This is a genomic window from Paenibacillus daejeonensis DSM 15491 (assembly GCF_000378385.1).
GTDB lineage: Bacteria > Bacillota > Bacilli > Paenibacillales > Paenibacillaceae > Paenibacillus_D > Paenibacillus_D daejeonensis.
Genome location: NZ_KB899666.1, coordinates 323,524 through 343,932, shown reverse-complemented (window position 1 = coordinate 343,932; position 20,409 = coordinate 323,524). Strand labels below are relative to the sequence as shown.

The 20,409-nt window shown below is 52.5% G+C and carries 17 protein-coding genes; 11 read left to right on the top strand and 6 right to left on the bottom strand.

What is annotated here, in order from left to right:
- Together F556_RS38000 and F556_RS0121860 are read right to left on the bottom strand one after the other, a co-directional pair.
- Window positions 1-186: transposase (locus tag F556_RS38000; protein ID WP_211222627.1), on the bottom strand; the 186-nt coding region annotated here is incomplete at its 3' end.
- Window positions 187-1,028: 842 nt separating this feature from the next.
- Window positions 1,029-2,093, bottom strand: coding sequence for an LCP family protein (locus tag F556_RS0121860; RefSeq protein WP_026297435.1), 1,065 nt, complete (start codon window positions 2,091-2,093; stop codon window positions 1,029-1,031).
- 305 nt (window positions 2,094-2,398) lie between these two features.
- Here F556_RS0121860 and F556_RS0121855 point away from each other — a divergent pair, with 305 nt between their 5' ends.
- The 10 genes from F556_RS0121855 to F556_RS0121805 all read left to right on the top strand — a co-directional run bounded on the left by F556_RS0121855 (window position 2,399) and on the right by F556_RS0121805 (window position 15,441).
- Window positions 2,399-3,445, top strand: coding sequence for an ABC transporter ATP-binding protein (locus F556_RS0121855; RefSeq protein ID WP_051108768.1), 1,047 nt, complete (start codon window positions 2,399-2,401; stop codon window positions 3,443-3,445).
- Window positions 3,442-4,236, top strand: a complete 795-nt coding sequence (locus F556_RS0121850; protein WP_020619137.1) for an ABC transporter permease — start codon at window positions 3,442-3,444, stop codon at window positions 4,234-4,236. The genes F556_RS0121855 and F556_RS0121850 overlap by 4 nt, the downstream gene beginning before the upstream one ends.
- A 3-nt stretch (window positions 4,237-4,239) precedes the next feature.
- Window positions 4,240-5,028 carry an ABC transporter permease gene (locus tag F556_RS0121845; protein ID WP_020619136.1) on the top strand — a complete coding sequence of 263 codons (789 nt, stop codon included), beginning with the start codon at window positions 4,240-4,242 and terminating at the stop codon, window positions 5,026-5,028.
- Window positions 5,029-5,142: 114 nt separating this feature from the next.
- Window positions 5,143-5,610, top strand: coding sequence for a thioredoxin-dependent thiol peroxidase (gene bcp / locus F556_RS0121840; RefSeq protein WP_020619135.1), 468 nt, complete (start codon window positions 5,143-5,145; stop codon window positions 5,608-5,610).
- Between the two features lie 605 nt (window positions 5,611-6,215).
- Window positions 6,216-7,244, top strand: coding sequence for an AAA family ATPase (locus F556_RS0121835; RefSeq protein ID WP_020619134.1), 1,029 nt, complete (start codon window positions 6,216-6,218; stop codon window positions 7,242-7,244).
- Entirely contained in the window at window positions 7,241-8,500 is a 1,260-nt protein-coding gene (locus F556_RS0121830; protein WP_020619133.1) for a DUF58 domain-containing protein, read from the top strand. The genes F556_RS0121835 and F556_RS0121830 overlap by 4 nt, the downstream gene beginning before the upstream one ends.
- Window positions 8,484-11,156, top strand: a complete 2,673-nt coding sequence (locus F556_RS0121825; protein WP_020619132.1) for a transglutaminase-like domain-containing protein — start codon at window positions 8,484-8,486, stop codon at window positions 11,154-11,156. The genes F556_RS0121830 and F556_RS0121825 overlap by 17 nt, the downstream gene beginning before the upstream one ends.
- 469 nt (window positions 11,157-11,625) lie before the next feature.
- Entirely contained in the window at window positions 11,626-13,164 is a 1,539-nt protein-coding gene (gene guaA, locus F556_RS0121815; RefSeq protein WP_020619130.1) for a glutamine-hydrolyzing GMP synthase, read from the top strand.
- Between the two features lie 517 nt (window positions 13,165-13,681).
- The gene (locus F556_RS0121810) at window positions 13,682-14,293 is read left to right on the top strand and encodes a restriction endonuclease (protein WP_020619129.1); all 612 of its coding nucleotides are present in this window, start codon (window positions 13,682-13,684) and stop codon (window positions 14,291-14,293) included.
- Window positions 14,294-14,376: 83 nt separating this feature from the next.
- On the top strand, window positions 14,377-15,441 hold the full coding sequence (locus tag F556_RS0121805; protein ID WP_020619128.1) for a stalk domain-containing protein: 1,065 nt from the start codon (window positions 14,377-14,379) through the stop codon (window positions 15,439-15,441).
- A 396-nt stretch (window positions 15,442-15,837) separates the two neighbouring features.
- Here the strand turns inward: F556_RS0121805 and F556_RS0121795 are convergent, their stop codons facing one another.
- The 3 genes from F556_RS0121795 to F556_RS0121785 all read right to left on the bottom strand — a co-directional run bounded on the left by F556_RS0121795 (window position 15,838) and on the right by F556_RS0121785 (window position 18,336).
- Window positions 15,838-16,590 carry a CPBP family intramembrane glutamic endopeptidase gene (locus tag F556_RS0121795; protein WP_020619126.1) on the bottom strand — a complete coding sequence of 251 codons (753 nt, stop codon included), beginning with the start codon at window positions 16,588-16,590 and terminating at the stop codon, window positions 15,838-15,840.
- Window positions 16,587-17,114 carry a PadR family transcriptional regulator gene (locus F556_RS0121790; protein ID WP_020619125.1) on the bottom strand — a complete coding sequence of 176 codons (528 nt, stop codon included), beginning with the start codon at window positions 17,112-17,114 and terminating at the stop codon, window positions 16,587-16,589. The genes F556_RS0121795 and F556_RS0121790 overlap by 4 nt, the downstream gene beginning before the upstream one ends.
- A gap of 202 nt (window positions 17,115-17,316) precedes the next feature.
- On the bottom strand, window positions 17,317-18,336 hold the full coding sequence (locus F556_RS0121785; protein WP_020619124.1) for an aminoglycoside phosphotransferase family protein: 1,020 nt from the start codon (window positions 18,334-18,336) through the stop codon (window positions 17,317-17,319).
- 473 nt (window positions 18,337-18,809) lie between these two features.
- On the opposite strand from F556_RS0121785, the gene F556_RS0121780 reads away from it, so the two are divergent.
- The gene (locus F556_RS0121780) at window positions 18,810-19,535 is read left to right on the top strand and encodes a Crp/Fnr family transcriptional regulator (RefSeq protein WP_245583112.1); all 726 of its coding nucleotides are present in this window, start codon (window positions 18,810-18,812) and stop codon (window positions 19,533-19,535) included.
- An 18-nt stretch (window positions 19,536-19,553) separates the two neighbouring features.
- On the opposite strand, the gene F556_RS0121775 is transcribed toward F556_RS0121780, so the two are convergent.
- Complete coding sequence (locus tag F556_RS0121775) at window positions 19,554-20,384, bottom strand: helix-turn-helix domain-containing protein (protein ID WP_020619122.1); 831 nt, start codon at window positions 20,382-20,384, stop codon at window positions 19,554-19,556.
- Between the last annotated feature and the right edge of the window lie 25 nt (window positions 20,385-20,409).

The window sequence follows — 20,409 nt, the reverse complement described above, 5'->3', positions numbered from 1 at the left end:
GTGGCCGAATTTCGTATGGAGCGTTCGTTTGTAGTAACCATTTCGACTGTTGTGCGGTCCGTCTTGATTCTCCTCCAGATGCGATTGGATCTCTGCTCGCATGATGGTCTCCAGCGTGTTTTTCACGAAGTCAGTAACAAGATTTTCAACTAGCTCATTCAGTGTGCTTTGGGTTATAGTAGTCATCGAGAAGGGTCCTTTCTTGGTGGTTTCGTCACTCCCGAGAATACCCTTCTTTTTTATGCTTTGGATAGACTCCAAATCATGGTACACAAACTACTGTATATCATCGAAATGAGGCGTCACGGCTGTAATTAAGTAACAAATGTTACTTGGATTAGCGATGTGATGCACTAGCTGTAGAGAAAGATAAATAGGTTACTTGATTTCGAGTGTTGAGGCACTTGTTCGCATAGGAGCAAATGCCAAAACGCAGTTAATACGATGTAAGACCCGCCAGTGTGCTTGTCCAACTGCCGAAAAGCAGTTAATTAGTTGTAATGTCCGGCAGCGAGCCGATCCAAATGCTGAATGGCAGTTAATTCGATGTAAGTTGCACCAGTGTGCCGATTCAACTGCCAAAACGCAGTTAATGCAGTATAAGACACGACAGCGAGCCGATCCAAATACCGAACGGGAGTTAATTCGGCGGAAGGCCTAGCAGCGAGCTGATCCAAATGCAATTAACAGTTAATCCTTCGTATTAGCTGACAGCTAGCCATCCCTCGGCAATTAGTCCACGCGACGAGATTCTGGGTAAAGTCCGGGCCATAAAACGTAGAGCGCAGCCGAGTAATTCATGCCGTAATTTTGCTTGCTGCCCAAGTTCACAATACACCTATCGTAACAAAAGACTGCCAGCATGGACAGTCGCATGTTACAGAGAAGCGAGTTGGAGTGCCGACTTGCATACAAACAGGCGCACCAGCATCCCAACTGTCAGCACGCATACAGGCGCACAAGTGCCCTGACCGCCACCAGCGCGAGCAAGCCCGCTCCCCACCAAAGGGAACGGGCTTGCAGTTATCCTATTCGCCGATATCGGCACCTTCGGTTTCGGCTTTGACTGAGCCGCCGCGGGCATCGGTTGTATCGGTTTCTTCGTCGGTTGGTACGATGGTGTCATCTCCAGCCAAGACCTCTTCTACATAGCTCTGAACACGCTCTTCACTACGAGGCATCAGGACCGATGCGGACCCCACACGTTCTTCACGAATCAGATCCATTGGCGGTACCTGTGCGGAACCAGCCATATGAATACCCAGGCCGAGTTGCCCCAGCTTCAGCATGTCGTTGACGGTCAGGTTGGTTTCAATGAAAGGCTGAACGCTCTCCAGAATCTCTTTCATCCGAATCAGATTCCAGGTCGATTGCATCTCGTCAGCAACGGCCTTCATGAAGTTACGCTGCCGCTCAGTACGAGTGAAGTCAGACATGGCATCGTGGCGGAAACGAACATACTGCAATGCCTTGTCACCGTCGAGCACCTGCAGACCTTTTTTCAGGTCGATGTCGTAACGGTTGCCGTCAGCATTGTCTGTGTAACGCATGTTCTTCTCGACTTCGAATTCAATGCCGCCCATCGCGTCGATCAACGATTTGAATCCTTCGAACTCGGCGTACACATAATACTGAATGTCGAGGCCAAGCAGATTGCCTGCCGTCTCCATCGCCAGGTTTGGTCCGCCGGAAGTAATGGCGGTATTAATGCGTCCTTTGCCATGGCCAGGGATATCTACGTAGGTGTCTCTGAGAATCGAGAACAAATGTGCTTTTTTAGTCTGAGGATCAACGGAAACAACCAGCAATGAGTCACTACGCGCAATTCCGTTCACGTCGGAGTCGCGGGCATCGCCGCCAAGCATCAGAATGTTGACGCGTTCCTTTCCTTCCCATTTGGGTGGGAGGTTCACCGGCTCGACGGGAATATGCTCGAATCGGGACTCGGTTTGATCTTTTTGGAATCCATCAAGCGCAGTATATACACCGAACGCTTGGTATGCCGCGTACGCACCTACGATGCCGACAGCAACGAGCAAGCCGTACAAGGCGTATTTCCAAGGTCTTCTCTTTTTCTTTACTCTGCTGTCCATTCGCTTCTATTCATCCCTTCGACAGAAAATTGAGAACATAATCGGATTTGATGGTTTGTGGAGAAAAAAGGTGCCTCATACATATGAGACGAGGTAGCCACTGATGAGGTTGCATGCAGGCACCGGGGTCTTATTTCTATCTACCCCGTAAACTCCCAGCGTAATCGCTCTGAGCGCATGGACAGGTTATTTACGGCTGGACAGAAATCATGTATGATTACATATCATTAAATTATAGATTGTCGGATAGTGTTTTATCAAGTTTTTTCGAATGGGGTTAAAGAACTCTCACAATTTCCCGGGAAATGTCGAGTGAAAGGGGCCAGCGGAAAACCGTGTCTGCCAACATAGCGATCGATGTAGATCGGCTCAAAAAACAATTCCGCGTCCAGAAGAACCGCGAAGGTCTGGCTGGCGCAATGAAAGATCTGTTCAAACGGGAGTATACCGACGTCACCGCCGTTAAGGAAATCAGCTTTCAGATTCCGCAGGGCGAAATCTGTGGTTACATTGGTGAGAATGGAGCAGGCAAATCGACAACGATTAAGATGCTCACGGGCATTCTTGTTCCGACCTCGGGCGGCCTTCGGGTCAACGGACACATACCGCATAAGGAGAGGGAAGCGTTCGTCAAAGGCATCGGCGTCGTCTTCGGCCAGCGCAGCCAGCTCTGGTGGGATATCGGCGTCATTGAATCGTTCCAGCTGCTACGCAAGGTCTACAAGGTGCCAGAAGCCGAATACCGCAAACGACTCACGGAGCTGGTAGAACGTCTTAAGCTCGCTGATCTGCTGCATCGTCCCGTGCGCAAGCTTAGTCTGGGGCAGCGCATGCGTTGTGAGCTGGTGGCGGCGCTGCTGCACAATCCGTCGATATTGTTTCTAGATGAGCCAACAATTGGCCTCGATATTCTGGTGAAAACCGAGATTCGGGAGTTTCTCAAAGAGATGAATCAGGAGCACGGCACAACGATTCTGCTGACCACGCATGACCTGCAGGATATTGAGGCTCTCTGCTCACGGGTCATCATGCTTGATGACGGTCGGATCATCTACGATGGTAATCTGACGGACCTGAAGACTAAATGGAGCAAAGGCCGCGAGATTCAATTCCAGTTCGGCACCCAGGTGAAACTGCCTCAGCTGGAGCAACTGACTGCTGGACTTGAGGGTGTACAATGGAAGCTGGTTAATGAGGTTACAGCTGTCCTGTGGCTGCCGATGGCGGTCAATGTCTCGGATGCGATGGCACGCGTAGTTGTCGTAGGCGACATTCGCGACATTAAGATTTTTGAAACGAATACAGACGAGATTGTTCGTGAGATCTACCAGACGGAGAAGACACCGACATGAATCCAGCCTACGTAGATATTATTCGCATTCGTTTTCTCATGATGCTCGCATATCGGGTGAACTACTATAGCGGCATTATTATTTATGCCATTAATATCGGTGCCTATTACTTTTTGTGGCAAGCCATCTACGGCAACCAAGAAGTTCTGGGCGGTTTTACGATTAATCAGATGACCACCTATATCGCTGTCTCCTGGATGGCGCGAGCTTTTTATTTCAATAACCTGGACCGGGAAATTGCGGACGAAATCCGGGACGGCAGCGTAGCGATTCAGTTCATTCGACCTTACAATTACTTAATGGTGAAACTGATGCAAGGGCTGGGCGAAGGCCTATTCCGGCTGCTGCTGTTCATGGTGCCTGGCATGGTCGTCGTTTGTCTCATTTTCCCTGTCACCTTGCCAACGGATCCCACGGTGTGGGGGTGGTACCTGGTGATGCTGTTTTTCAGCTTCCTCATTAATACGCAGATTAATATGCTGACGGGTCTGTTCGCTTTCTTCGTGGAGAACAATACCGGGCTGATCCGGATGAAAAGGGTGCTCGTTGACCTGTTCTCCGGTGTGATTATCCCGATGTCGTTCTTCCCGGGCTGGCTGGAGGGCATTATGAAGTGGCTACCGTTCCAGGCCATCACCTATCTGCCGAGCTCCGTCTTTACGGGACGCACGCCAATCTCCGAAGCGGGTGCGGTATTTGGTCTGCAAGTGCTGTGGTGTGTGCTGCTCGCGGTGCCGATCCTGGCAGTGTGGCGTGCGGCGCGGACCCGGCTGTTCGTACAGGGGGGCTAGCTGATGTTTGTGATGGGTTTGTTCTGGGAATATATGAAAAACTACGCCAAAACGCGCCTGACGTACCGGGCCGACTTTTGGATTGAAGTGTTGAGCGATCTGCTCTTCCAGGGTCTGAATCTGATCTTCATCCTGGTCGTGTTTCAGCATACCGATTCGCTGGGCGGCTGGTCGCAGGCAGAGGTCGTGTTTGTGTACGGCTATTTTATGATCCCGTATGGGATTTTCAATACCTTTTTCAACCTGTGGAGCTTCAGTGAGCGCTATATTGTCAAAGGGGAGATGGACCGCGTGCTGACGCGGCCGGCGCATAATCTCGTGCAGATTGTCCTGGAAAATATGGACCCGCCATCTCTAATCGGCTCATTCATCGGCATGATCATTGTCGGAATCTCCTGGTCGCAGCTAGGCATGCCGTTTGAACTGCTGGACCTGCTCATTATGACAGCGCTCGTCCTCAGCTCGGTGATGATCTATGCCGGACTGTACATCGCATTGACCGCTGTTGCGTTTTACTCGGATTCTCCGACAGGGATTCTGCCGCTCATGTACAATATTCAGAACTATGGGCGCTACCCGGTCGGCATCTTCAACAAAACAATCCGCTTCATCCTCACCTGGGTGCTGCCGTTTGCTTTTGTCGGCGTGTATCCGGCATCGTACTTCCTGGAGCGGCCGGGCATCGAGGGCTCGATGGCGATTCTGACCCCTGTGGTCGGTCTGGTCTTCCTGTTCATCGGTCTGGCGATCTGGAATCATGGCGTCAGCCGGTACCGTGGTGCGGGCTCCTAGTAGGATCGTGAAGGCTTCTGAGCTGCTAAGCCCGTTTGAAATGGCCGGCAAACTTTGGTATGTTGGTACATGCGAAAAGGATAGGACGGACAACGACCAGAGGAGGATGTTTCGATGACAATAGCAGTAGGGCAACAAGCGCCAGATTTTGAGCTGGAGGCAAGCGGAGGACAGCGGGTCAAGCTGTCGGATTATAGGGGCAAGCACGTGGTGCTGTACTTTTATCCCAAGGATATGACGCCGACCTGTACGACGCAGGCATGCGACTTCCGTGACCGGAGCGCCGATTACGCCGATGCCGGGGCCGTGATTCTCGGAATCAGCACCGACCCGGCATCGCGCCATGACAAATTCATTGCCAAGCACGAGCTACCATTCCTGCTGCTGGCCGATGAGGACCATCAGGTGGCGGAGCAGTATGACGTCTGGAAGCTCAAGAAGATGTACGGCAAGGAGTACATGGGCATCGAACGCTCCACATTCGTCATCGACAAGGACGGCGTCCTGGTGAAGGAATGGCGCAAGGTGCGCATCAAGAATCACATCGATGAAGTACTGGCCTTCGTTCGCGAGGAATTGTAGCAAGGTTGGAGAATGTTGAACAAGAAAGCCTACAGTCACGGATCGATCTTCCGATCGCTGCTGTCCCGGATTTCTTGATTGTAAAGGAAGCAATAAATAGACAGCTCCTGAATGTTTTCTCTTCCCCTTAACGGGAGAGGCATTCGGGAGCTGTTTTTTTTTTTTTGCATTGCGTTGGCAGGAGGTGGCTGTTACTCCTGATTCCTACGTTCAGGAGCGCCTGAATTCGCACAAGCTGTGGCGAGGGTCGACGAGGGCCGACGAGGGCCGCAATACGAAAAATCGAGTACATTGGGCGGTCATCGTCTCAAGTGGGCGCAATAAACACGAAAAATCAAGCTTATTAGCCTGCGACCAGGGCAAAGTGAGCAAATAAACACGAAAAATCGAGTTCGTTGGATAGTTTCCACCCCAAATTCGCACCACGAACACGAAAAATCAAGCTTAATTGCAGCAGCCGGCCAACTCTATTGCAGCGAGGAGTCTAAGAATCTCTCAATCTGTGCAGACTAGATGCTAGAAGCTCAAGGTAACGTTCGGTTTGGAGCACCAAGAACTTCACTGGACTACTTCGTGATCAAAAGTGAAATTTGGAGGGGTGGCAGATGACGAGATTGTCTTATGCTAGGGACGCCGCGTCGGACGACGGGGGAAAGACGGCAGCATGGCCGCACGAGGCTGCGGGGCAGCTCCGGCGTATGGAGGTGCGCGTGAGCTCGGTATTGCTGGGTAAGGAAGAAACGGTGCGCATGGCCATAACGGCGCTGCTGGCAGGCGGTCATATGTTGCTGGAGGATGTGCCAGGCGTAGGCAAAACCTTGCTGGCGCAGGCACTGGCCCGGATGATCGGCGGCTCGTACAGCCGCATTCAGTTTACGCCGGATCTGATGCCGGCGGATGTCACGGGCAGCTCGATCTGGGATGGGCGTAAGGGCGACTTTGTGTTCCGGGAAGGGCCAATCATGGCCAATCTGGTGTTGGCCGACGAGCTCAACCGGGCGGCTCCCCGCACGCAATCTGCCTTGCTGGAAGCGATGGAGGAGCGGAGTGTGACCGTGGACGGTGAGAGCAGACGGCTGCCGGAGCCTTTTGCCCTGATTGCAACACAGAACCCCGCAGCCGAGGAGGGAACGTACCCGCTGCCGCTGGCGCAGCTGGATCGCTTCATGGTCCGTCTGTCGGTAGGGTATCCTGCGGCTGAGGACGAGATTCGCATGCTGACTGATGGCATCGGACATCGACGTATCGAGACGCTGCGTCCACTCCTGCTGCCGCAGGAGTGGGCAGTCATGCAGCAGGAGGTGCTGCAGGTGCACGCGCATCCGGCGCTGGTCGCCTATATGGTAGAGATCGTGCGGGCGACACGTGTCGCACCTGACCTGCGTCTGGGGGCGAGTCCACGCGCGGTTAGGGATTGGCTGCGGATGGCACAGGCGAGCGCCTATATGGAAGGCAGAGGGTATGTGAACCCGGATGATATCAAGCGCCTGGCGCAGCCTGTGTTGGCGCACAGACTGCGGCTGCACCCAGAGGCGGCGTACCGTGGCGTTGCGGCGTCTGAGGTGTTGTCAGGCATCCTGAACCGGGTGCCATTACCCGTTGAGGTGGCGGCTCCTAGCAGGGGACGGCGATGAAGGAACAGGACAGTAAGGCTGGTCGGAAAGCGATCGGGCAGACGCTGCTGCGCGCTGGGCTGCTGCTGTTGATCTGGCTCGGCATAAGCGCCGCTATGCTGCAACGTGGCAGTGCGGGGGAATGGCTGGCCTGGATGACGCTGACCGGTTTGATAGGCTGCGGTCTAGTGCTGCCGCTTGTGGCGTTGGGCGGTACCACTGCCAGTCGAGAGCTGGAGCGGGAGCTAATTGCCAGCGGGGATGTAGTGAACGTCAAGCTGACAGTGCGCACACGTATGCCGCTGCCGGTCGTGTGGGTATCCGTCCGGGAGCAGCTGATAGCGGAGAACCGGCTGGAGCCGGTCGTTGTAACGCACCGCAAGCTCGTACTGCCGTGGTTACGCAGAGCATGGAGTTTTAAATACGCGCTCGATGCGTTGCCAAGAGGTGTCTATCGCTGGCAGAGCTTACTCCTGACTACAGGTGACTTGTTCGGCGTAACCGAGCATCGGCGGCATCTAACCGTTGAGTCTTGCCTGTGGGTGGCGCCGCGTTCGATAAAGGAAGGTCTATCAGAGCCTCTGCTGCGTGCAGGCGGTACTGTGGAGCCGGCTGATTCGAGCTACCGAAATATGCAGCCCGGGGCAGGTGTGGAGCGACGTCCTTACAGAACAAGCGATCCACTGCGCCATCTGGACTGGCGCGCGGCAGCCAAAGGGAGAGACTGGCTGACCCGGATTGCCCCGTCTGAGGAGTCGATCCCGCTGCGAATCATCATCGATACGGGGGTAGAGCGCTCCGCTGCTGGTCAGCGTCTGCTGGATGCATGCGCTGAATTGGCACTTACAGCTGCGGAGGCCTGTCAGGATGGAGGTGCAGAGCTGATCGTAGAGGGCCGTACGACGGGAAGCGCAGCGAGCTTGAATGGCATCACGTCCATTCGGCAGGCGTTAGCCCAGTTGAAGGGGAGCATCCGTTCACCCCTGGGTAAGCGGCCGCCGGTTAGTGTGGGGGGTGGCCAAGCTGGCGCATGGCTCATTATCTCTGGCCATAGCAGCTCCTGGGAGTCGCTCGCAGTTGAGGCCAGGGCCAGAGGGGCAAGGTTAGAGATCTGGCAAGTAACCTTGGCTGATGGACAAGCTATTGGACAGTCTGATGTCAGAGGCGCGGAGTATCCGGCGTGGAATGGGGCAATAAGAGAGTGGGTCTTAACCGATAACACATTACGGCTGAGCAGATCAGAGGAAGGAGGAAGGCGAGATGTTGGCATTTCTTAAAGGGCGCAGGGTGACAGCTGGAACCCAAACCGGCGGGGCAAGCCTAAGCGGCAAAACAATTCCGTCCGTATCAGACGAAGCGCCGCCTCCGGCTTGGCTTGTCCGGGCGATAACCAGCCTGCTGCTCTTTGTGCTGCTTCGCGAATGGCTGCTGCCGCTGTCGTATATTTCTGCATGGACCGATCTTACCCGTGTAGATGTGATTATCTATAGTGTGGCTTTTGCGCTGGTGTGTGGCACCCTGGTATTGTCCTGGAAACGTCTGCCCCTTCTGCTGGGCGCCGGTCTGGCTCTCGCCGTTCCGTGGCTATATTACGGCGGATCGGGTTTAGGCAGCTGGTTGCCCCGGCTGACAACCGTCTTCCTGGAGGATGCAAGGATGTTGATGGCAGGGAAACCTATACTCTCTCCCGAGCTGCGGACGGTCTTGCTTCTAAGCGGCTGCATGGCCCTATCTTGCGCCATCCAGTCGTTGATGTGGCTCCGCGGTTGGGGAGCGGGTATAGCACTGGCCACGGGGCTGTTTGTGCTGAACCTGGAGTGGTGGTTCGGTATCGATGCGCTAATGCCGCTGCTGCGTATTCTGATTGCTGGCGGGATACTGGCGGTGCTGCTGACCTACAATCGGGCTTTTCATGCTGTCGCTGCTGCGGTGCAAACGAAGGAAGCGCCGCGTCAGAACGGCTGGCCGTTACGCTGGCTGGGGGCTGCCCTACTGGCGGTCACCATGTTGTTGGGAGCTGGTTGGTGGGCAGCATCTGAACGCCCCACAGCTGACGAGCCTGCGCCCTGGGCGGCGCATTGGCAGGAGCAGGGTGAGGCATGGCTCATGCGAACCATGCACCGTGAGGCGGGAGTCCGGCATGCGTCTGACCGGGCAGGAGCCCAGACGACTGCGGGACAGCAACCGGTACAATTAGGCTACGGGGATGACGATAGCCGATTAGGAGCTCCGCTCGCCTCGGGAGAGTCGCTATTGTTCACAGCGTATGCGACCGCCCCGGTCACCTACTGGCGTGGCGAGGCCAAGACCTTCTATGACGGCAGTGGCTGGCATACCTCGTCTCCAGAAAGACTGGCGTCCCCGCTGGACTTGCCTTATGCAAGCGAGCGAATGATTCAGGCCTTGGCAGGACAACCGCAAAATGATGAATCCATCTACTCTGCCGCTCTCGGCGATTCTCCTGATCCAGCCATTAGATATAGGTTGGAGTATCCGCAGCCCCAAGCAGGGCTGCCACTATTCTCGGTGGGTATCGACACAAGAGTGCTGCGGGTCGATGCGGGCAGCGAGCGTATGATCTCCTATGAGCGGGATCGGCGAACGGATAGCTTATTTCCGGCGCGCAAGCGGGTGGCAGTGAGCAGAGTTGAGCTGGAGAGTCGAGTTTCGGAGCTGTCGCATGAGCGGACGGTGGTCGGTAATTCGCGCGGGAGGGACGAGATGTCTCCGGTGCAGGAAATACAAATCCGTGATGCATTGCAGCTGCCCTCAAGCGTATCGGAGCGGACAACGGCGCTCGCCCGTACAATTACGGAAGCAGCTGGCAGTGATGCCTATGCGCGTGCGTTGGCCATGGAGCGTTTTTTGCAGGAGAATTACCGCTATACCTTGCAGGATACGGCCGTCCCGGGAGCGGGACAGGACTTCGTAGACCACTTCCTGTTCGATCAGCAGACGGGATACTGTGTTCATTTTGCCAGCGCAATGACGGTGATGCTGCGGACGCTGGATATTCCAGCCCGTTGGGTCAAAGGTTTTGCCTCGCCTACGACTCCGCTGGCGCAGCCGCTATTGGAGCAGGGAGCAGGAGCTTCAGCAGGCGATGCTGAGCTCATATCCTACGGGTATCGTGCGGATGTTGATCAACGGGATGCACATGCTTGGGTCGAAGCCTATATTGAAGGCAGCGGCTGGGTGCGATTTGACCCGACACCGCCAGCGGCAGTTGGAACGACTGTAGCCGTGGGAGCGACTGGCAGTGGAGTGGATGCTGATCAGGGCGTGGGTCAGGACAGTGGACGTTTCACGGGCAGCGATGGGGATACTCTGACTCGTTGGACTCAGGGAGTACAGCAAGCTGGTGAGTGGACCGCCCAGCATGTCGCGCTTGGACTGCAGTCCGGTGCGGACTACTCGCTGGAGATGGGTCAGCATATGCAATCGGTGGTGAATGAAGCTCGTGAGCTCTGGTCCTTGAGAGCGGCAACCATCTGGTTCATCGGCTTTATGATGTTGGCTGTAGCTGTGCTAGTGCTCTGGGAGAGGCGCAACAAGGTTGTGCTGGCTCTCGCCCTTCGGAGCTACCAACGGGCTTGTGGGGCAGGGCGTCCAACCCGGCACAAGCTCCTTGCAGTGATTAGGCAGCTGTGGCCACTGGTTGCGCGCACGTATGGCGGCCGTCGGATGCATGTGTCCGGTCGGGAGTATGTCAGATCGCTGACTATGTCTTCCTCAGTTGCCGAGTGTCTGCTAACACTGGTCAGGTGGGAGGAAGATGCTCGTTATGGTGCAGGGGCATGGCAGCATCCGGACCCGGGTGAACTACGCGCGGTTCTCACTGAGCTGCAAGCCGGGATGACGGGGAGACGCTCCCTGCGTTCCATCTTGAACCTGAGCACACCGAGTCTGCCCGGCAGGCGCGAAGCGAAATGAGGAGCGGCCGTCCGGCCCAGGGATGTTCTTGGACGGCCGGCTTTCTCGTTTGTAGGTGCGCAGCTGTTGACTTCCAGTTCCTGGGATGATACGGTTCAGGTCAAGGGAGGGATGAGGTTGGGAACCTATCTGGCATTCTTATTTAGTGTAGTAGCACTTTTCGCGCTTTTTGGGCTACTTGGGGGTTTTATCCTTCGTCGGGTAGCCAAACGAACCCGTAATCCCGTTCGGACAAGCGCGTTTTTTGTTATGGGTCTGGTTAGTGTGTGGGCTATCCTGAGCTATGTTCTGTACCAGCAGCACTTGCCGGGTATGGCCTGGTTGTTGCTCCTCGTCTGTGCGACTGTCGCGTGGCGATCCAAACCGCTGGCTTGACCGTTGGAACCTATGCAGACAAGCACAGGAATACCTTGACTCGTTTCGCCGAGATTCGATATAATATTCGTTATGAATTGAGGGAGGCTCGGGAATGGAAAAGCCAAATGAAATTATTGTTGTCCTCGACTTTGGTGGGCAATACAATCAGCTAATTGCAAGACGGATTCGTGATCTGGGCGTGTACAGCGAATTGCTGCCATACAACACGACAGTGGAACGCATCAAGGAACTGCAGCCCAAAGGAATCGTCTTCTCCGGCGGACCTGCAAGTGTGTACGAGGAGAACTCGCCGCTGGTCGATCCAGGGGTCTATGACCTGGGGATTCCGATCTTCGGTATTTGTTATGGCATGCAGCTGATGTCGCATCAGTTGAACGGACAGGTACAGCGGGCAGGCAAGCGTGAGTACGGCAAAGCTGAGGTAGAGTTTGTTGAAGGTTCGCAGCTGATTCAAGGACTGGAAGTCAAGCAATCCGTATGGATGAGTCATGGCGACCATGTCGTCACACTGCCAGAAGGTTTCAAACTCGATGCAGGCACGCCGAGCGCGCCAATCGCCGCGATGAGCCATCCGGAGAAAAACTTCTTCGCGGTGCAGTTCCATCCGGAGGTTCGCCACTCGCTGAACGGCAACGACATGATCCGCAACTTCCTGTACGAAGTCTGCGGCTGCGAAGGCAACTGGAGCATGGAGACCTTTATTGAAGATACGATCCGTGAAATCCGTGAAGAAGTTGGCGACCGCAAGGTGCTGTGCGCGCTCTCGGGCGGCGTAGACTCTTCGGTTGTAGCGATCCTGATCCACAAAGCAATTGGCGATCAGCTGACCTGTATGTTCATCGATCATGGTCTGCTGCGCAAAGGCGAAGCGGATAGCGTCATGGAAACCTTTGTCGGCAAGTTCGATATGAAGGTTGTCAAAATTGATGCCCGCGACCGTTTCATGGACAAGCTGCATGGCATCTCTGATCCCGAGATCAAACGGAAAAACATCGGTAACGAATTTATCCGCGTCTTCGAAGAAGAATCGGCGCAATTCGACGATTTTACATTCTTGGCCCAAGGCACGCTCTATACGGATATCGTCGAGAGCGGTACGGCGACGGCGCAGACGATCAAGTCGCACCACAACGTTGGTGGTCTGCCTGAGGACATGAAATTCAAGCTCATCGAGCCGCTGAAGGCGCTGTTCAAGGACGAGGTTCGCAAGGTCGGCGAAGAGTGCGGTCTGCCGGATGAGATCGTACACCGTCAACCGTTCCCTGGACCGGGTCTGGCGATCCGCGTACTGGGCGAAGTGACCGAGGAGAAGCTGACGATCGTCCGCGAATCCGATGCCATCCTGCGCGAAGAAATTGCTGCAGCTGGCCTCGACCGCGAGATCTGGCAGTACTTCACAGCGCTGCCGAACATGAAGAGTGTCGGCGTCATGGGCGACGCGCGTACGTACTCGTACACCGTCGGCATCCGTGCCGTCACCTCCATCGACGGCATGACCGCCGACTGGGCGCGTATCCCGTGGGACGTGCTGGAGAAAATCTCCGTCCGTATCGTCAACGAAGTGGACAACGTCAACCGGATCGTCTACGACGTTACGTCGAAGCCGCCGGCTACGATTGAGTGGGAATAGATTGGATTTAAATGATGTAGTTTGATGCCGGGAATCCTTGATCTATAAGGGTTTCTGGCATAGGCTGCATGATGATTTCCAGTTAAAGTGCAACTATAGAGTGTGAAAAATTACTTTCTTTTATCTGAGTTGTTTGCAGATAGAAGGGAGTTTTTTTGTTGGTTGAAATAGGAGTGGGAGGACTAAATATGAATTTTGGCTTCAATAAACATAAAGAACTGCTTTGAAAATGAACCAATTTGATTTCAATCAGGAATATGAAGTGGGCTGCTAGTGTTCTTTTACGAGTCTTTAGTTCAAGCCATTTCTATTTAGAGATGGCTTTTTTCATAGTTCCATGAAGTTTATTGTTAAATAAAAAAGAAATTTCAATACATTCTGCGTGAACCTATGGTTCAAATGGCCTAAATGTAGTAATATTTAACTACATACATAGGATGTTATATTGATCTTTTAAGACTGGTTAGGAGGAGATGGCGGTATCGCTATAATAGGAGTCCTTTTACTAATCGCCGTATTGATTATCATCACGATAATTTATCAGAAGTCTATCAAACAACATCAAGTTCAGCCTAAAAAAGGAATTTTAAACAAAAGGGATTTAAAAGTGATTGGAATGAAGGAAATAGATGAAATGACTGATGGCCTAGATTTTGAGATGTATCTTTATAGACTATTCATTGCATTAGGCTACCAAGGGGTATATAAAACGAAGAGCAGTAGGGATTTCGGAGCAGACCTTGTATTTACTGATCGAGAAGGGATTAGAAATGTAGTACAGGCTAAAAGATATGCGGTTGATAATCTTGTTGGTATAAGTGCGGTGCAAGAGGTGTTTTCATGTATGAGATACTATAAAGCGAAAAAAGCGATTGTGATTGCATCAGCGAAGTTCACAGAACCATGCGAGACTTTAGCAGGAATTAATCATGTGAAACTGCTGGATAGAAGCGATCTAATAAAGATGATAGAAGATTTTAGGATGGACGACATTAAAGCGGTTAGGGATAGAATTGAAGCTGAGCCTAGAATGATTTTAGAGTCATGGAATGAGGCGACTACTGCTGTGCTTCATGAGATTAAGAAAGATTACAAGGCTGAGAAGTATGTCAAGGAATTGAAGACCTAACAGTAAAATCTGACGGGGGCGAGTCGAGGATGGACGAAATTTTAAGGTTAGATCAAAATATATTTCTTTAGGAGGCGTTGAGTTTGTCGAAAGTTATAATTAAAAGTTTGGTGCTCGTCATGTTGTTGGCTTTGGTTGTTCCGTTTGGTCTGGGGGATAGTGGGGTGGCGCATGCAGCAATCACCGGTAAAGAGAGACAGGTGCTGGTTGAGCTGAATGAATCCACGTACATCGCGAATGGTCGTTTCTTGAGCTTCGCTGGTAACCGCGGTAATCTGACACCGATTGAACGCAATGGTTCAACCTACATACCAGCTGCTGCAGTAACGCTGGCTTTAGGCGGTAGCGTGCAATGGGATGCGAAAGCAAAGCTTAGCATATTCACGATCGATGGTCGTTTCGTTAAGACCACACCGGGCAGTAAGCGACTTTGGACCAGTAATGGTGAGGTGATCCTGCCACATTCAACGTTCACAATGAATGATACGCTCATGGTTCCATTAATGGCGTTCACAAAAGCATTCAACGCGAAAGTGGTTCAACACAAAATGATGGACTCCATGGTATTTGCGATCTACAACAAAGCAGGCGCAGATAACTTGTGGTTTGCAAAGGACACCACGTATTCACAAGATAGAAATACAAAAGTCCATGTGGACGTTACCGGATTCCGCACACGATTCCCTGCAAGCTGGGGAACACCAGCTGTAGTCTATGATCCGAGCGGTCAAATCGTCAATGGTGGACCAGATCATCGCTATCGGACCATGATGTATATTGGCGATCGCATCACCGTAACGAACTATGTCCTGGAATACCATCAGGCTAGTCCACTTGACTTCATGTTTGACTCTGAGCAGAACTTCCTCAGCAACGAACTGTGGAACGAAAACCGTTGGACTGACTCATCTCAAACGTATATCGATGGAGCTGATGAGGCATGGATCTATATGGAAACAATTCAAACTAATGGGATTCAGAATATCTATGTGTACAACGTAGCGTTCCTTGGTTCGCTGGCTCACGTTGTGGAACTTTATATTGAAGGTGTGGAGTATGTACCAGATTATAGCATGGACTACTATGCTGCTGAATATGCACTAAATTATATCATTGAAAACGGCGTATTTACGATCTCTAATCCATAATTCATTTAAGACTCGTTATCAAGACGGGTCTTATTTTTTGTATTGGGGTCTTGTTTACTAAGGTGTAGTATTTTTGTAGTGATGCTAATCCGTCCGTGCTATGACATGATACGTTTGGTTGTCGTCTTCAGCTCTTCTTTGAAGTCGGCAGGGATGTGTACCTCACGCAGTTTGATCTCCTGTTCCATGGTTCCGACCAGAATCTCCATAGAAGATTATAAATCGTCTACGACGTCACGTCGAAGCCGCTGGCTACGATTGAGTGGGAATAGGCATAAAAGCAACTCCGAAATCCTTGGTACTTAAGGGTTTCGGAGTTTTTTTGTGATCAATGGAGTGCGGGACCTGTGGGTGAGGAGAGTGGCAGCCCCGGACCAAGCGCCAGACAAGGTGGCTCTAAATCGCTGGCGATGGATGGAACGAAGCTGTTTTGTCGGATTTCCATAGATACAACGCAGAGCAAGCCAAGATGAGCATAATGAGCAGATCGTACCCCGTTGTGCCTCCCGCAGGACTCTTTGCAGCAAATTGAATGAAATTATGTACAGCGTGGAACAGGATAGCCAAGGGCAAGGCGCGGTGCTTCAATACGAGCAGAGCAAGAACCATCCCGATCAGAAATGCGTATACGACTTGAACCAGGGTGTCGGTCAGCGACTGGCCGCCTACAGCATTCAGCAGATGTGTTACGCCAAACAACACGCTGGATACCAGGACAGCCAGGAGACGCCCTTTGGGCAGCAGCAGCCGCAGAATGATTCCCCGATACAGCACCTCTTCAACAAATCCGACTAATAGTGCAAAAGTTACAAGATAGGCGATCTGAGTGGCAGGAGCGATCTGGATACCTTGGGCCGACACCCACACGATCAATAGAATGGCTGCCAGAGGCGTGTAATCCAGCCATTGTTTCCCCTTCACGTTCAACAGTCCGTCGAAGAAGAAGGTGCGCCAGCGGGTTTTCAAAGCCAAATACAGTAGCAAAATAATAGTGAAGGGAATGAAAGCTACAAAGGCGGGCTGCAGATCTGTTCGTCCCGAAATAGTGATATAAGCGCCCGCCCCTACCAGGCCAATGGCAAGGACAAGCTGTAACAGAACAATGGCAAGATACGGACGTTTAGGTGCAAAGCGGCTTTCTGTTGTCAATTTAGTTTCCCCCGGGTTCTAATGGTCTCTAACCAGTCATTTTCCATCTTGAAAAATTGAATGCCATAGTACATCACACTGAGACGATGGTAGTAGTCTTCTTTATTCTCAATGTGCTCCAGTTCGCCGGCAACGATCTGCTGGACGGCTTCCATCTGGGCGATTTGCATTTGGATGCCGCGCTGGTAGGCCTCTAACTGCTGCTGCCTTGTGGACTCATCCAAATAGTCGTAGAAAAAAATTTTGATTAAATGCTCGCGCTTATTCGCTTGCAGCGGCTCCTTCAACCAGCGTTGAAATGACTCGGTCCCTTCTGGCCGGATGGAATACAGCTTCTTGTTCTTGGTATTGCCCGTTTCTTCCTCGTCGATCAACCCCTGTTCAGACATACGCTTCAGTGTAGGATATAGACTTCCATAGCTCACTTTGTAAAAGATACCAACGGATTGCTCGATGATCTTCTTCAAATCATAACCACTCATTTTTCCTTGCAATAACATTCCGAGGATCACATTGTCCAACATGCTGCGACGCCTCCTAATATATCTTTTTGATATATCTATTTGATATATTGAATCTTATCAGCTTACTACTAATAAATCAAGCTTTATTATTTTTACTGCTCCTTAAGTTGGCTACGGTGTAAGCAAATGAAAAAACACTCTCCTTCATGTGCCTGCTTGGGCAAGTAGAAGGGAGTGTTTTTGTGGGCCACAGTCCTGGTAGTTATTTGGTGAATGTCGGATCGTTCTTCATCTTATAAATTTGCTCAAGGGTTTGGAGATGCTCCGCCTTCGTATCATCTTCCTCCTCGTGGAGATACCATTCCACCAGCCTATATCCGAACATGAGCAGAATAAGTTCATAGACGCAATGGTCTGATAGAGGAGGGGCGTCCGCAAACTCTGAGAACCCTCTATAGTAGGAGGGGACGCACCGCTGGTAATAGTCGACCATGTGATTAATATCGGCTTCGTCCGCAATCAGGCTTGCGATATCCTCGCCTAGGCGGCCCCAGCCGCTCGTGTCCCAATCGATGACGCCGAAGGTCCCGTCGGCATAGATCAGGTTCGTCACCCAGAAGTCCCGGTGGCATAACACGAGGGGCAACTGCTCGATACGGGCAAGAATCGCATCCGATTGCTCGTCGAGCTCAATGAGCATTTGCCGCACATGCTGTGGAAATGCGCAGTCCGCCGAACGGATGTAATCGTAGACGACAGGCCATGACCGGTAATGGAGATACGTATTTTTCATCAGATCCGGAATGCTCAGATTACCCAGGCTCAGCAGCACAGCGGGTTGCTCCGCATACAGCTTGCCCTGATAACGCCCCAATTCAAGCGCGGCCTGTTCAACCATGTCACCGGTCAAGTCCGAACCAGATACACCTTCGATGTATTCCAGCCATAACTCAAATTTCTCTTCCTCGGCATTCATCTCCGCGTGATAACACGTGGGCCAGCGAAAATTCTGCGAGAACGTCGAGCCCAAGTCAGACAGGTAGAGATCATATTCCCGACGCCACGAATCGGGATCGCCGTAACGTTCCCATTTACTTTGGACCTTTAGCACGAGTCGGAAAGGCAGCTTCTCCCCATTCGCGGTTTCAGCGGTCCCTGATACCAGATGCACCTGTCCTACCGTCCCGCCATGTAGTTGCTCTGTTTGGTAATCAGTGCGAGTAATCGTCGTAGCCAGTTGTTTGCTCAACACATGGTTCAGCGTTTCAAGTTTAATATTCACGGTTCTAGCCTCCATTTTATATTCTTTTCATGTCATTTTGTGGACGCAAAAAAGCCGCGGACAAGCAGCCTCGAAGGAAGCTGCTGTTACGCGGCATCAGGACGCAAAAAAGATACGACCTTCATCGTATCTGCTAACAGCATTATTCACGAAAGGTTACTTGGGATGGCATAGCAAAGAAAACGGGCAATTCCCGATTTTTTTAGATGTTTCCGGGACCCTTTATCGTGCATATGCCTCTATTCAGTTCTAAGACGAAACCACCATAGTAGTAGCTGCCATTTGAACACATCTCCCTTCGTGTCAGAAACTTGCTTATCGCTAAGCTGAGAACAGATTAACATAAATTAGAATAATAATCCATATTTTTGGTGTGGAAGTTTCCGAGAGGAGCGAGATGGGGCTTTTACGCAGCTTTTAGGTGCTTGGCAAGAACGACAGGAAGGAAAAGGAAAGGCTTTTGTCGAAATATCTTGTCATATACGGGGGTGAATCGGTTGAAGGTCAATCAGGATTTACTGCGGGAGAAGATTCCTTTTTTTCGGGAATTGGAGCCGGAGGTGCTGGCACAGGTCATGCCGTGGATGAATATGCGAACGCTCAAGAGGAACGAGATCGTCTTTATTGAGGAGGATGTCGGCGACGAGATCTATTTTATCTATTCCGGCTCAGTCCATATCTACAGCTTTGATGGGGTGAAAAAGGTGATCCTCGCCGTGCTGCAGGATGGCGATTTTTTTGGGGAAATGGCGCTCATGAAGCCGGGACTGCTACGGTCGGCAACAGCGGAGACAATGACCCCGACCAAGCTGCTGGCGCTACGGCGGCCAGATTTTGAAGGCTTGCTGGAGAAGCACCCCCGGCTGGCGCTGCACATGCTGAACTACACGATGGAACGGCTGCGGCGAGCCAATCAGCAGATCTATGATTTGACGTTCCTCAATGTCCGCACGCGCATCGTCAAGCGTCTGCTGCGGATGGCGGCGGAGCGGGGCAAGCCCGATCCCTCCGGGGAGGGCATCCTGATTGAGGTGAAGCTGACCCATCAGCAAATTGCCGATATGGTGGGCTCGGTGCGCGAGACGGCGACCAAGGTGCTGCTGGAGCTGCAGGATCAGCGCCTGATTGCGATCCGCAACAAAATGGTCCACATTATAGACCTTGCCAGGCTTGAAGCCAAGATGGAGGAGGCGCAGTAGAGGCGAACTAAACGCGACCTACAGCTTGGCCTGCTGGCGATAGTCCGCCGGGGAGAGTCCGAACTTGCGCCGGAAAACGCGAAAAAAGTAGGAGTAGCTGCGAAACCCGCAGCTCTCGGCAATATGCTCGAGCGTGAGCGAGCTGTAGCGGATCCGCTCCTCAGCGATGGCCAAGCGTACCTCATGCACATACTCAATCACGGTCACGCCGTGCCATTCCTTGAACAAATGCGCGGTCCGAGATTCACTGAGACCAATATGATTGGCGAGGTCCTCGATCTTAAAAGCAGTCGTGGCGTGCTCCTCGATGAAGCTCTTCATGCGCGAAGCGATGAAGGGCTTGCCAGGGGTGCTGCGGGTCTCGCCGGCCAGTCGGTCGAAGCTGAGGCATAGCGATTTTAGCAAACTGACGGTGAGTTCTTCGTTCTCCGCTTCCAGACGCCGCTTCTCCAGAAGGAGCAGCCGCCAGAGCGCCAGCAGCTTCTCATCATCGGCCATTCGGATCAATTGCTGAGGGGGACGACGGCTCCACCACTGATCGACCCAGCTGCCGTCACAGGCCAGGTAGTAATCGCCGCTCATTAGAACGGAGCCCCGCGTGGGATGCTCGACTTCGCTTACTTGCAGACGGTACATCTCGCCCGGAGAATAGAGCAGCAGATCGCCTGGCCCGATGGGACACATCTCACCGCCTACCAGGGCATGTGCGTGACCTTCAGTCTGAATGCGGAACAGGTAGGTGCTCAGGCCAGGGCGTTCTTCGGTATAAAAAGGCTGGGCATGGTACGAGTAGCCGCACATCCGCACTCGCACCTCCGGCTTGGCAATAGTAATAGCAGAATTGTTCATGTCATAACCATATCCTACATTGTAT